Source organism: Cellulosimicrobium sp. RS, assembly GCF_046159675.1.
In the GTDB taxonomy this organism is placed as follows: domain Bacteria; phylum Actinomycetota; class Actinomycetes; order Actinomycetales; family Cellulomonadaceae; genus Cellulosimicrobium; species Cellulosimicrobium funkei.
The window spans coordinates 680521-692922 of sequence record NZ_JBJXVU010000001.1 but is presented as its reverse complement, the minus strand read 5'-3'; the positions used below and the strand labels follow the sequence as shown (position 1 = coordinate 692922).

The following is a 12402-nucleotide window of genomic DNA, read 5'->3' as shown; positions in this document are numbered from 1 at the left end:
GGTTCACAAAAATGGCATCAACACGAAAGATGACATCATCTTCCGAAATCAACCAAAGGAATCCCAGACACAACCAACCCAACCACCCGGACGGGCAACCAGGCCAGCCATGCCACAGGGACAAAAATTTGGCATTGACTAACAAGCACACTGTTGAGTTCTCAAACAACCGACACACACCAACTCAGCACCACCCGACCGGGCAGAACCTCGCTTGGGGCAACTTCTCTAATCTACCAGATCCTCGGTGTCCCTTCCAACTCGGTGTTCCGAGCTCGGAGGGCCGGCCGTGGAGCCAGCAGCCTCGAACATCCTCAGGGCGCGCGAAGCACCCTGTCGATCTTCGAGGGGACCGCCCGGGGGACCAGCCACCGTCTCGGATGATCGAGACCCGGTGTCCGTTCCTCCCTGCCGGGCGAACGTCGAGAACACTACACGCGCTCCGCGGGAGTGCCAAATCCGCTCCGTGCCGCCCTCGCGGGACCCGACGCAGGAGGGGCCGGCACCGCTCGACGCGGCCCGGCCCCTCCTGTCCCTCGCCCTCCGGATCAGCCGGCGACGGCGACCCCGAGGGTCTTCTTGCCCCGGCGCAGCAGCGCGAACCGTCCGTGCAGCAGGTCGTCGGCCCCGAGCGTCGCGTCCTCACCGGTGACCTTGACGTTGTTGACGTACGCGCCGCCCTCCGCGACCGCGCGGCGTGCCGCCCCCTTCGACGCGACGAGGCCCGCCGCCACCAGGAGGTCGACGACCGGGTCGCCGACCTGCGCCGTCGCGCGCGGCAGCTCGGCGACCGCCGCCTCGAGCGTGCGCTCGTCGAGGGCGTCGAGCTCGCCACGCCCGAAGAGCGCCTGGCTCGCCGCGATGACCGCGTCGGTCGCCGCCGCCCCGTGCACGAGCGTCGTCACGTCGGCGGCGAGCGTGCGCTGCGCCTCCCGTGCCCCCGGCCGCTCCCGGACCGCGGCCTCGAGCTCCGCGATCTCCTCGCGCGAGCGGAAGGTGAAGATCTTCAGGAACCGCACGACGTCGTCGTCCGCCGCGTTGAGCCAGAACTGGTAGAACGCGTACGGGCTCATCATGTCGGCGTCGAGCCAGACCGCGCCGCCCTCGGTCTTGCCGAACTTCGTGCCGTCGGCCTTCGTGATGAGCGGCGTCGTCATGACGTGCACCGACGCGCCCTCCGTCCGACGGATGAGGTCGACGCCCGAGAGCAGGTTGCCCCACTGGTCGTTCCCGCCCGTCTGCAGCGTGACCCCGTGGCGCAGGTACAGCTCGTGGAAGTCGATGCCCTGGAGGATCTGGTAGCTGAACTCCGTGAAGCTGATGCCCTCGTCCGAGCTCAGGCGGCGCGCCACCGTGTCCTTGGCGAGCATCGTGCCGAGGCGGTAGTGCTTGCCCACGTCGCGCAGGAAGTCGATCGCCGACATCTCCGAGATCCAGTCGAGGTTGTTGACGACGCGCGCCGCGTTCTCCCCCTCGAAGTCCAGGAAGCGCGAGACCTGGCCGCGCAGACGCTCGGTCCAGTCGGCGACCGTCTCCTTCGAGTTGAGCACCCGCTCCCCCGACTGGCGCGGGTCGCCGATCATGCCCGTCGCGCCGCCCACGAGCGCGATCGGCCGGTGGCCGGCGAGCTGGAGGTGGCGCAGCAGGAGGAGCTGGACCAGGTGGCCGTGGTGCAGGCTCGGCGCCGTCGGGTCGAAGCCGCAGTAATAGGTGATCGGGCCCTCGGCCAGCGCGGCGCGCAGCGCGGCCTCGTCGGTGGACTGCGCCACCAGGCCTCGCCATTGCAGCTCGTCGAGAACGTCGCTCACTTCTGCTCCTTCGTCGAGTGCCCGCCGTGCGGGCACGAGGGTGCGGCCCCGTCCGGGCCGCGGGTCCTAGTCTGCCGTGCCGGACGCCGTCGCCCGGCCACCGCCCACCTCGCGGGCGGCGCCGGACCGTGGTGCCGCGGGTCGACGGCCCCGGCTCAGCGGGAGCGCGCGCTCACGCGGCGGTAGGCGGACACCGTCGGGTCCCCGGCGAGCCAGTAGCGCCAGGGGAACAGCTCGCCGTCCCCGCCGTCGCCCGACACGCCCACGCGCGGTCCCGTGGCGATCGGCGGCCGGTGCAGCCCGTCCGTCGCCCGGTGCAGCACGAGCTCGCCGGCCGGGTCCGTCAGCTCCGCGCCGTAGTGGCGCAGGTCGAGGTCGAGCGCGACCGCGAGGCGCGCCGGGCCGCGCGCGATCTGACGGTCCGAGTCGCACCGGCCCGCGGCCACCCGGCGAGACCGGGCGAGCCCGACGCCGTCGGTCACCTCCCCGGCCCTCAGCAGGACGGCGGACGCGCGGCCCACCGGCCCGCACACGACGTTGACGCAGTGGTGCAGACCCAGGTGGCGGTAGACGTAGAGGCGGCCCGGCTCGCCGAACATGGCGCGGTTGCGCTCGGTGCGCCCGCGGAAGGCGTGGGAGCCCGGGTCGCGCTCGCCGTCGTACGCCTCGACCTCGGTGATCCGCAGCGTGACGTCGCCCTCGGCGCTGCGCCGCGTGAGCAGGGCGCCCAGGAGGTCGCGCGCGACCTCGTGCACGTCGCGCGCGTACCAGCCGCGCGCCGGGGCGTCCCACGGCCCGACGACGCGCGCGCCCCCGGCCCCGATCGTCCCCGTCGGCGCGTCCGCCGGAGCTTCCGTCGCAGTGCTCGTCACCATGTCTGCCGCACTGTCCGTCCAGGCCTCCGCCGGCATGCCACCACCTCCCGTCCCGGGCAATCTACGCCTCGCCGCCCACGCCCGTGCGGGGCGCGGTCGGGCCCGGGCCGGGCGCCGTCCGCCCGGTGCGCACGAGGCGACCCCACCCGTCGAGGACGACGTCCGCGCGCTCGCGCGTGGCGTTGCGGCGGTAGTGCTCGCGCTCCGCGACCATCCATGCGAGCCAGTGGTCGCGCTGGTCCTCGCCGTCCCGGTCGAGGCCGCGCCGGAGCCGGACGTCGTCCGGCGCCTCCACCCACACGCGCAGCGCCGCGACCTCGTCGGCCGCGCGCCGCCCCGCCCCGCAGCCCTCGACCACGAGGTACGGCGCGGCCGGGACGTCGTGCCACTCGGCGAAGCGGTCGAGGTGCCAGTCGTACCGGCGGTACCGCCCGGCCCGGCCCGCGGCGAGCGGCGTCAGCACCCACGCGTGGAGCCGTGCCCAGGCGGGCTCGAGCCCGCGCCAGCCCTCGTAGAGGTCGTCCATGTGGAGCACCTGGGCGGGCAGCGCGGCCTCGAGCTGGGCGGCGAGCGTCGTCTTGCCCGAGCCCGCGGGCCCGTCCACCACGACGAGGCGCGTGCCCGACGCCGTCCACTCCCCCGCGGCGACCGCGCCCGGGCCGGGCGGACCGAGGCGCGGGACGGCGTCGCGCACCCGGCGGACGAGCTCGGCGAGGACGTCCGGACCGACGCTCACTCCCGCGCCGCCGGGCACGCGCGCCGCACCGCGAGCCGGGGCACCGTCAGTCCTGGGCCCAGAAGCGGTACTCGGCCGAGCGCTCCTTCGCGGCCTCGAGCTGCTCGGCGACCCGCACCGGGGCGGTGCCGCCCACGGCGTCGCGCGACGCGAGCGAGCCCTCGACGCTCAGCACGTCGCGCACGCCCGGCGTGAGGTGCTCGGAGATCGACGCGAGGTCGTCGTCCGAGAGGTCCCACAGCTCGATGCCGCGCTCCTCGCACGTGCGCACGCACGCGCCCGCGACCTCGTGCGCGACGCGGAACGGCACGCCCTCGCGCACGAGCCACTCGGCGACGTCCGTCGCGAGCGAGAACCCCTGCGGCGCGAGCGACGCCATGCGGTCGGTGTCGAACTCGAGGGTCGCGACCATGCCGGAGAACGCGGGCAGGAGCACCTCGAGCGTGTCGACCTGGTCGAACACCGGCTCCTTGTCCTCCTGGAGGTCGCGGTTGTACGCGAGCGGCAGGCCCTTGAGCGTCGCGAGCAGGCCCGTCAGGTCGCCGATGAGGCGGCCCGCCTTGCCGCGCGCGAGCTCGGCGACGTCCGGGTTCTTCTTCTGCGGCATGATGCTCGACCCCGTGGAGTAGGAGTCGTGCAGGCGCACGAAGCCGAACTCCTTCGTCGCCCAGAGGATGACCTCCTCCGCGAGGCGCGAGAGGTCGACCCCGAGCATCGCGGCGACGAACGCGAACTCCGCGACGACGTCGCGCGACGCGGTGCCGTCGATCGAGTTCTCGACCGGGCCGTCGAACCCGAGCTCGGCGGCGACCGCCGCCGGGTCCAGGCCCAGCGACGAGCCCGCGAGCGCCCCCGACCCGTACGGCGAGCGCGCGGCGCGCACGTCCCAGTCGATGAGCCGGTCGACGTCGCGCAGCAGCGGCCACGCGTGGGCGAGCAGGTGGTGCGCGAGGAGCACCGGCTGGGCGTGCTGGAGGTGCGTGCGACCGGGCATGGCCGCGCCCGGGTGTGCGGCGGCCTGCTCGATCAGCGCGTCGACGACGTCGAGCACGAGGCGCGCGATCGTGCGCGCCTCGTCGCGCAGGTACATGCGCGTGAGCGTCGCGATCTGGTCGTTGCGCGACCGGCCCGCGCGCAGCTTGCCGCCGAGCTCGGGCCCGGCCCGCTCGATGAGCCCGCGCTCCAGCGCGGTGTGCACGTCCTCGTCGTCGTCGGCCGCGACGAACGCGCCCGACGCGACGTCCTTGCGCAGGCGCTCGAGCGCGGCGAGCATGCCGTCGAGCTCGTCGTCGTCGAGCAGGCCCGCGGCGTGCAGGACCTTCGCGTGAGCCTTCGAGCCCGCGACGTCCTGGCCCGCGAGGCGCCAGTCGAAGTGCGTGGACTTGCTCAGCGCGGCCAGCGCGTCGGCGGGGCCGCCCGCGAACCGGCCGCCCCACAGGCTGACGCGCGCCGTCTCGGTCGGCTCGACGGCGGTGCCGTCCTGGTCGTCGTGCGTGCTCACAGCGCTCCCGTCCCGAGGTCCACACCGTTGCCGAACTTCTCGTCGCGCGCGGCGGCGAGCTTCGCGGTGAGACCGTAGATCTCGATGAATCCCTTGGCCTGCGACTGGTCGAACGAGTCGCCCTCGTCGTACGTCGCGAGGTTGAAGTCGTAGAGGCTCGCGTCCGAGCGCCGGCCCGTGACGGTCGCGCGCCCGCCGTGCAGCACGAGGCGCACGTCGCCGGACACGTAGCGCTGGGTGTCGTCGACGAACACGTCGAGCGAGCGCTTGAGCGGGCTGAACCACATGCCGTCGTAGACGAGCTCGGTCCAGCGCTGCTCGACGCCGCGCTTGAAGCGGGCCTGCTCGCGCTCGAGGGTGACGTTCTCGAGCTCCTGGTGCGCGGCGATGAGGGCGATCGCGCCCGGCGCCTCGTAGACCTCGCGCGACTTGATGCCCACCAGCCGGTCCTCGACGATGTCGATCCGCCCGACGCCCTGGGCGCCCGCGCGGCGGTTCATCTCCTGGATCGCCTGCAGCGGGGTCACCGCGACGCCGTCGAGCGCGACCGGCACGCCCTGCTCGAACGTGACGACGACCTCGTCCGCGACGGGCGGGAACGTGGGGTCGTCGGTGTAGTTGTAGACGTCCTTGGTCGGCGCGTTCCAGATGTCCTCGAGGAAGCCGGTCTCGACCGCGCGCCCCCACACGTTCTGGTCGATCGAGAACGGGTTGTGCTTCGTCGTGGCGATGGGCAGCGCGTGCTTCTCCGCGTACTCGATGGCCTTCTCGCGCGTCAGCGCGAGGTCGCGCACGGGCGCGATCGTCTTGAGCTCGGGCGCGAGGGACGTCGTCGCGACCTCGAAGCGCACCTGGTCGTTGCCCTTGCCCGTGCAGCCGTGCGCGACGGTCGTCGCGCCGAACTGGCGCGCCGCGCGCACGAGGTGCTTGACGATGACCGGGCGCGACAGCGCCGAGACGAGCGGGTACCGGTCGAGGTACAGGGCGTTCGCGCGCAGCGCGGGCATGCAGTACTCCGCCGCGAACTCGTCGCGCGCGTCGGCGACGTACGCCTCGACGGCGCCGCAGTCCAGGGCACGCTGCCGGATGACCTCGAGGTCCTCCCCGCCCTGGCCGACGTCGACCGCGACGGCGACGACCTCGGCGCCCGTGGCCTCGGCGATCCAGCCGATGGCCACCGACGTGTCCAGGCCGCCCGAGTAGGCGAGCACGACGCGTTCAGTCATGACGGTCTCTTTCTGTGACGTGCGGGTGGGGTCGGGGTCCAGTCTCGCAGGGCGCTGCGGCCGCGCGGGGCGTGGTCCGACGGCGGTCAGTCCGGCGTGCCGGGGACGGTCCCGCCGTGGGGTCCGGAGAGCTCGAGGAAGCGCCGCGCGAGGTCCGCGCCGCCGTCGGGGTCGCGCGCGATGACGAGGATCGTGTCGTCGCCCGCGATGCAGCCGAGCACGTGCGGGAGCACGGAGTGGTCGATCGCCGACGCGAGGTAGTTCGCAGCACCGGGGGGCGTGCGCAGCACGACGAGGTTCGCGGACGCCTCGGCGGACACGAGCATCTCCGAGCACAGGCGCGCGAGCCGGGCCGCGAGGTACTCGGGCGACTCCGCCGTCTGCACGCTGCGGTCCCCGCCCTCCCCCGGCACCGCGTACACGAGCGCGCCCGAGGCGCCGCGCACCTTCTCCGCGCGCAGCTCGATGAGGTCGCGCGACAGCGTCGCCTGGGTCACCGACAGGCCCTCGCGCTCGAGCTCGCGCGCCAGCTCCGCCTGGGAGTGGATCTCGGTGCGGCGCACGATCTCGGCGATGCGCGCGTGGCGCGCCGTCTTCGTCGTCGCCGTGCGGGCCTCGGTCACGACCGCTCCAGGAGGAACGTGAGCAGCGCCTTCTGCGCGTGCAGCCGGTTCTCCGCCTCGTCCCACACCGCCGAGCGGGGGCCGTCGATCACCTCGGCGGTGATCTCCTTGCCCCGGTAGGCGGGCAGGCAGTGCAGCACGATCGCGTCGGGCTTGGCGTGCGCGAGGAGCTCGTCGTTCACCTGGTACGGCACGAACGGCAGGGCGCGGTCCTCGGCCTCCGCCTCGTCGCCCATGGACACCCACGTGTCGGTCGCGACGACGTCCGCCCCCGCGACGGCCTCGACGGGGTCGGCCGTGACGAGCACCGAGCCGCCGGTCTCGGCCGCGATCCGCTCGGCGTCGGCGACGAAGACCGGGTGCGGCGGGTACCCGTCCGGCGTGCCGACCCGCACGTGCAGGCCCGCGGTCGCGCCGCCGAGCAGGTAGGAGTGCGCCATGTTGTTCGCGCCGTCGCCGACGTACGCGAGCGTCTGGCCCGCGAGCGCGCCCGTCCCGCCGCGGAGCTGGGCGATCGTCAGGAGGTCCGCGAGGATCTGGCACGGGTGGAAGTCGTCGGTGAGCGCGTTGACGACCGGGACCCGGCTGATCGCCGCCATCTCCTCGATCCGGTCCTGGCCGAACGTGCGCCACACGATGGCGGACGCCTGCCGGTCGAGGACGCGCGTGACGTCCGCGACGGACTCGCGCACCCCGACCTGGGCGAGCCGGCCGTCCACGACGACCGGGAAGCCGCCGAGCTCGGCGATGCCCGTCGCGAACGAGAGCTGCGTGCGCAGCGTCGGCTTGTCGAACAGGACGGCCACGCCCTGCGGCCCGGCGAGCGGCTGGCGGAACGTGCGGTCGTCGCGGAACGCGAGGCCGATCTCGAGGACCTGACGCTGCTCGGCGGGCGTGAGGTCGTCGTCGCGCAGGAAGTGCCGGGGGGCCATCAGGAGCTCCTCGTCGTGGGGTCGGTCGTGGGGGTGGTGGGTGCGCCGGCCGGGGCGGCGGGGTCCTCGGGGACCGCGACCGCGGCGAAGAACGCGACGACGTCGCGCGCCTGGTCGGGCGTGAGGACGAGAGGCGGCGCGAGCCGGATCGCGTCGGGCGCGACGGCGTTGACGACGAAGCCCGCGTCGAGCGCCGTGCGCGCGACGTCGGCCGCGACGGGCCGCGTGAGCTGCACGGCGAGCAGGAGCCCGCGGCCGCGCACGCCCGCGACGAGCGGGTTCCCCGCACGGGCGATGCCGTCGCGCAGGAGCGCCCCGACGGCCCGCACGTTCTCGAGCAGCCCGTCGCGCTCGATCACCCCGAGCGTCGCGAGCGCCGCCGCCGCCGCCACGGGGTTGCCGCCGAACGTCGTCCCGTGCTGGCCGCGGCCGAGCAGCGTCGCCGCCCGCTCGCCGTACGCGACCACCGCGCCGACGGGGAACCCACCGCCGAGGCCCTTGGCGAGCGTGACGACGTCGGGCACGACGCCGCCGCCCACCTCCCGCTGCTGGTAGGCGAACCACGAGCCGGTGCGCCCGACGCCGGTCTGGACCTCGTCGAGGACGAGCAGCGCGCCGTGGCGCGCGGTGAGCTCGCGCGCGGCGACGAGGTAGCCCGGCGAGAGCGCGCGCACGCCGGCCTCGCCCTGCACGGGCTCGACGACGAGCGCCGCGACCTCGCCGCGGGCCGCCACGGCCGCGGGCGAGAAGGCCTCCTCGAGCGCGGCGACGTCGTCGAACGCGACGAACTCGACACCACCCGGGAGCGGCTCGAACGGCTCGCGGTACGCGGCCTTCGACGTCAGCGCGAGGGCCCCCATGGTCCGCCCGTGGAAGCCGCCCTGGAGCGCGAGGACCCGCGTGCGGCCCGTGCGGCGCGTCATCTTGAACGCCGCCTCGTTGGCCTCCGTGCCCGAGTTCGTGAAGAACACGCGCGACCCCTCGGGCGCCTCCGCGAGCGCGAGCAGGCGCTCGGCGAGCGCGATCTGCGTCGGGGTGCCGAAGAAGTTCGAGACGTGCCCGAGCGTGCCGAGCTGGGCCGAGACCGCCGCCGTGAGCGTCGGGTGGGCGTGGCCGAGCGCGTTGACCGCGATGCCCGCGAGCAGGTCGAGGTACCGCTTCCCGTCGGCGTCCCACACGTACGCGCCCTCGCCGCGCACGAGGACGCGCTGCGGCGGGCCGAACGTGTCCATGACCGCGTGGGTGTAGCGGTCGGTCCACTGCGCGACGGAGCCGTCGGCCGGGGCCGTCACGGTGGTCGTCGGTGCGGGCGCGGGCGCGCCCGTCGGGTGGTCGAGCGCGTTCACGCGGCCCCTCCGGCGGTCGTGGTGAGCGCGGGCGCCGGCGCGCCCGCGGCGTCGGGGACGACCATCGTCCCGTTGCCCTGGGTGGTGAAGACCTCGAGCAGCGTCGAGTGCGGCACGCGGCCGTCGATGACCGTCGCCGCGGGGACCCCGCCCTCGACGGCACGCAGGCACGCCTCCATCTTGGGGACCATGCCCGCCGAGAGCGACGGCAGGAGCGCCGCGAGCTCGGAGCGCGTGATCTGCGCGACGAGCGACCCGCGGTCCGGCCACGACGTGTACAGGCCCTCGACGTCGGTCAGGACGACGAGCTTCTTCGCTCCGAGCGCGACCGCGAGCGCCGCGGCCGCGGTGTCCGCGTTGACGTTGAGCACCTGGGTCGGGTCCTCGAGGTCGGGGGCGATGGTCGACACGACGGGGATGCGGCCGGCGTCGAGCAGGTCCTGGACCGCGGACGGGTGCACCTCGACGACGTCGCCGACGAGCCCGACGTCGACCGGCTCGCCGTCGACGGTCGCGTGCCGGCGCTGGGCCTGCAGCAGGCCGCCGTCCTCGCCCGAGAGCCCGACGGCGTACGGGCCGTGCGCGTTGATGAGTCCGACGAGCTCGCGCGAGACCTGGCCGGTGAGGACCATGCGGACGACGTCCATCGCCTCCGGCGTCGTGACGCGCAGGCCCCCGCGGAACTCGGACTCGATGCCGAGCCGGTCGAGCATCGCGGAGATCTGCGGGCCCCCGCCGTGCACGACGACCGGGCGCAGCCCGACGCGGCGCAGGAACACCATGTCCTCGGCGAACGCGGCCTTGAGCGTGTCGTCGACCATGGCGTTGCCGCCGTACTTGACGACGACGAGCGCGCCGGCGAACTCCTCGAGCCACGGCAGGGCCTCGACGAGCACCTCGGCCTTCTGCTCGGGGCGCAGGTCGGTGCGGGTGTCGAACGCGGCGTCGTCCGGGTGGGGCGTGGGCGTGGTGGGGGCGCTCATGAGGAGTACGCGCTGTTCTCGTGGACGTAGTCGTGCGTGAGGTCGTTGGTCCAGACGGTCGCGCTCGCGGAGCCGGCGTGCAGGTCGATCTCGACGCGCACCTCCCGCTCGGCGGCGAGGTCGACGAGCTCGCGGGGCTCGCCCACTCCCCCGGCCCGGCAGACCTGGACGCCGTTGACCGTCACGTCGAGCAGGAGCGCGTCGAACGGCGCGACGTCCTCGGGGACGGTCCCGACGGCGGACACGATGCGGCCCCAGTTCGGGTCGTTGCCGAAGATCGCGGCCTTGAACAGGTTGGACCGCGTCACGGCGCGCGCGACGGCGACCGCGGCGTCCTCGCTGGACGCACCCACCACCGTGACGGCGACGTCGTGGCTCGCGCCCTCCGCGTCGGCGACGAGCTGGCGCGCGAGCGACCCGCACGCCTCCGTGACGGCGTCGGTGAGCGCGTCGAGACCGACCTCGACCCCGGACGCGCCCGACGCGAGCAGGATCACGGTGTCGTTCGTCGACATGCAGCCGTCGGAGTCGACGCGGTCGAACGTCGTGCGGGTCGCGGCGCGCAGCGCGGCGTCGGCCGTCGCGGCGTCGACGACGGCGTCCGTCGTCAGCACGCACAGCATGGTCGCGAGGCCCGGCGCGAGCATGCCCGCGCCCTTCGCCATGCCGCCCACGGACCACGTCGCGGCACCGTCCGTCGCGGTGGCGTCCGTGACCTCGCGGACCACCGCCACCGTCTTCGGCACGGTGTCCGTCGTCATGATGGCGAGCGCGGCGTCGCCGCCGCCGTCGACCGCGGCGACCGGGTCCGCGAGCGCCGCCGCGGCGGCGTCGACGCCCGCGAGGAGCGTGTCCATGGGCAGCCGCACGCCGATGAGGCCCGTCGAGCAGACGAGCACGTCGCCCGCCGACGTCGCAAGCACGTCGGCGACGTGCTCCGCCGTGCGGTGCGTGTCGGCGAAGCCCTCCGGCCCGGTGCACGCGTTCGCGCCGCCCGAGTTGAGCACGACGGCCGTCGCGCGCCCGTCGCGCACGGCCTGGCGCGTCCAGGCGACCGGCGCGGCGAACACCCGGTTCGTCGTGAGGACGGCCGCGGCGACGTCGAGCGGCCCGTCGTTGACGACGAGCGCGACGTCGCGAGCGCCGGTGGACTTGAGCCCGGCGGCGACGCCGGCGGCCCGGAAGCCCTGCGGGGTGGTGACGGTCACGGGGCGACCCCCTCGGTCGTGAGGCCCGCCGTCTGCGGCAGGCCGAGCGCGATGTTCATGGACTGCACCGCGGCGCCCGCGGTGCCCTTGACGAGGTTGTCGATCGCCGTGACGGTGACGACGCGGCCCGCCGCGTGGTCGACCGCGACCTGGACGAGCGCGATGTTCGCGCCGAGGGTCATCGCCGTCGTCGGCCACTGGCCCGCAGGCAGCACGCGGACGAACGGCTCGCCGACGTACGCGTCCTCCCAGGCCTGGCGGACGCGCGCGTCGAGCGCCGCGGGGTCGAGGCGCGCGGCGTCGTCGGACAGGCGCGCCGTCACCGTGGCGAGGATGCCGCGCGACATGGGCACGAGCGTGGGCGTGAAGGAGATGCTCACGGCCGGGGCCCCCGCGGCCCGCAGGTTCTGCGCGATCTCCGGGATGTGCCGGTGCGACCCGCCGACGGCGTACGGCTGCGCCGACCCGAGCGCCTCGGACGCGAGCAGGTGCGTCTTGAGCGACCTGCCGGCGCCCGAGTACCCGTTGGCGAGCACCGAGACGAGGTCCGTGCCCTCGACGAGCCCGGCGGCGACGCCCGGCTGGATGCCGAGCGTGACAGCCGTGACGTTGCACCCGGGGACGGCCACGCGTCGCGCACCGGCGAGCCGCTCACGCTGCCGGGTCTCGGTCGCCGCGGCACCCGGCACGTTCGTCAGCAGGAGCTCCGGCAGCCCGTACGGCCACGTGCCCGCGTGCTCGGAGCCGTAGAACGCCGACCAGTCCGCCGCGGACTCGAGCCGGTGGTCCGCGCCGAGGTCGAGCACGAGCACGTCGTCGGGGAGCTGCGCCGCGATCTCGCCCGAGGCACCGTGCGGCAGCGCGAGGACGACGACGTCGTGCCCCACGAGGTGCTCGACCGCCGTCGGCAGGAGGACGCGGTCGGCCAGGGATCGCAGGTGCGGCTGGTGCTCGCCGAGGAGCGTGCCCGCGTTGCTGTGCGCCGTCACGGCGCCGATCTCCACCTCGGGGTGCCCGGCGAGCAGGCGGAGCGTCTCCCCGCCCGCGTACCCGGACGCACCCGCGACCGCGACTCTGATCGTCATATGCATCACTATACATACTTATGCAACGGTCGGGCCCGAGGTCCTGCCCCACGGTACGCGGGGTCGGGTCGGTGGGGTC

General features: G+C 74.4%; 11 protein-coding genes. All 11 read right to left on the bottom strand.

The window, feature by feature from the left end:
* Positions 1-548: 548 nt before the first annotated feature.
* The 11 genes from tyrS to argC all read right to left on the bottom strand — a co-directional run bounded on the left by tyrS (position 549) and on the right by argC (position 12329).
* Positions 549-1808, bottom strand: a complete 1260-nt coding sequence (gene tyrS, locus ACI769_RS03135) for a tyrosine--tRNA ligase (RefSeq protein ID WP_085388061.1) — start codon at positions 1806-1808, stop codon at positions 549-551.
* A gap of 155 nt (positions 1809-1963) precedes the next feature.
* On the bottom strand, positions 1964-2683 hold the full coding sequence (locus tag ACI769_RS03130; protein WP_409141124.1) for a DNA-3-methyladenine glycosylase: 720 nt from the start codon (positions 2681-2683) through the stop codon (positions 1964-1966).
* Between the two features lie 61 nt (positions 2684-2744).
* A complete protein-coding gene (locus tag ACI769_RS03125) occupies positions 2745-3419 on the bottom strand; it encodes a uridine kinase (protein WP_409141123.1) in 675 nt (224 codons plus the stop codon).
* Between the two features lie 46 nt (positions 3420-3465).
* Positions 3466-4920, bottom strand: coding sequence for an argininosuccinate lyase (gene argH, locus ACI769_RS03120; RefSeq protein ID WP_409141122.1), 1455 nt, complete (start codon positions 4918-4920; stop codon positions 3466-3468).
* A complete protein-coding gene (locus ACI769_RS03115) occupies positions 4917-6146 on the bottom strand; it encodes an argininosuccinate synthase (protein ID WP_043655541.1) in 1230 nt (409 codons plus the stop codon). The genes argH and ACI769_RS03115 overlap by 4 nt, the downstream gene beginning before the upstream one ends.
* Before the next feature lie 86 nt (positions 6147-6232).
* Positions 6233-6769, bottom strand: coding sequence for an arginine repressor (locus ACI769_RS03110; RefSeq protein ID WP_171467809.1), 537 nt, complete (start codon positions 6767-6769; stop codon positions 6233-6235).
* Positions 6766-7701, bottom strand: a complete 936-nt coding sequence (gene argF, locus ACI769_RS03105; RefSeq protein ID WP_114553706.1) for an ornithine carbamoyltransferase — start codon at positions 7699-7701, stop codon at positions 6766-6768. Before argF ends, ACI769_RS03110 begins: the two co-directional genes overlap by 4 nt.
* Positions 7701-8933 (bottom strand): acetylornithine transaminase, encoded by a 1233-nt coding sequence (locus ACI769_RS03100; protein ID WP_171468717.1) that lies wholly within the window; start codon positions 8931-8933, stop codon positions 7701-7703. Before ACI769_RS03100 ends, argF begins: the two co-directional genes overlap by 1 nt.
* 110 nt (positions 8934-9043) lie before the next feature.
* Positions 9044-10030, bottom strand: coding sequence for an acetylglutamate kinase (gene argB, locus ACI769_RS03095; RefSeq protein ID WP_114553398.1), 987 nt, complete (start codon positions 10028-10030; stop codon positions 9044-9046).
* Complete coding sequence (gene argJ, locus ACI769_RS03090) at positions 10027-11238, bottom strand: bifunctional glutamate N-acetyltransferase/amino-acid acetyltransferase ArgJ (RefSeq protein ID WP_085388065.1); 1212 nt, start codon at positions 11236-11238, stop codon at positions 10027-10029. The genes argB and argJ overlap by 4 nt, the downstream gene beginning before the upstream one ends.
* Positions 11235-12329 (bottom strand): N-acetyl-gamma-glutamyl-phosphate reductase, encoded by a 1095-nt coding sequence (argC, locus tag ACI769_RS03085; protein ID WP_085388066.1) that lies wholly within the window; start codon positions 12327-12329, stop codon positions 11235-11237. The genes argJ and argC overlap by 4 nt, the downstream gene beginning before the upstream one ends.
* Positions 12330-12402 lie beyond the last annotated feature (73 nt).

Coding starts and splice junctions, on each gene's coding strand:
- ACI769_RS03130 (WP_409141124.1), bottom strand. CDS start 2,683: ATGGTGACGAGCACTGCGACGGAAGCTCCGGCGGACGCGCCGACGGGG.
- argB (WP_114553398.1), bottom strand. CDS start 10,030: ATGAGCGCCCCCACCACGCCCACGCCCCACCCGGACGACGCCGCGTTC.
- argF (WP_114553706.1), bottom strand. CDS start 7,701: ATGGCCCCCCGGCACTTCCTGCGCGACGACGACCTCACGCCCGCCGAG.
- ACI769_RS03100 (WP_171468717.1), bottom strand. CDS start 8,933: ATGGACACGTTCGGCCCGCCGCAGCGCGTCCTCGTGCGCGGCGAGGGC.
- argC (WP_085388066.1), bottom strand. CDS start 12,329: ATGCATATGACGATCAGAGTCGCGGTCGCGGGTGCGTCCGGGTACGCG.
- ACI769_RS03115 (WP_043655541.1), bottom strand. CDS start 6,146: ATGACTGAACGCGTCGTGCTCGCCTACTCGGGCGGCCTGGACACGTCG.